Here is a 372-nt window from a genome sequence, read left to right on the forward strand (position 1 = left end):
AAACTAGCAAAAGAGGGCAGTGTGGAATTTGCCAAGTATATCAAAGTCAAACTTACGTACAGGGACCATCTCCCATTGTTGCTATTGATGCATAGCAACAATGAACGAAAAAGGTCCAGAATGCTGGCGCTTATTCGATTGAATACGGGTGTGAATCCGGATGAGAAACAGACGTATGATTCGGGTAACATGCGTAGTAGCATCAAGTTGTGGTTTTTACCAGGGGTGGTTAGAAGCATAGGTGCAGTTATGGGAAGTGCGGACCAAGTTGAAGATGGACGATTTTTCATTGAGAGGAAGGCGGATTATTCCTATTGAATGATCAGGCTCGTTTCGGTGGAGGGATTATGGATAAGCAGCAACATTATGAAA

Annotated in this window: 1 pseudogene; it reads left to right on the forward strand. The window is 43.3% G+C overall.

The annotated features are described in order from the left end of the window. Positions 1-318, forward strand: a pseudogene (locus EL84_RS31920) (hypothetical protein); the annotation flags it as partial. Positions 319-372: the final 54 nt, after the last annotated feature.

It is taken from the genome of Paenibacillus sp. VT-400 (assembly GCF_001029205.1).
In the GTDB taxonomy this organism is placed as follows: Bacteria; Bacillota; Bacilli; order Paenibacillales; family Paenibacillaceae; genus Paenibacillus; species Paenibacillus amylolyticus.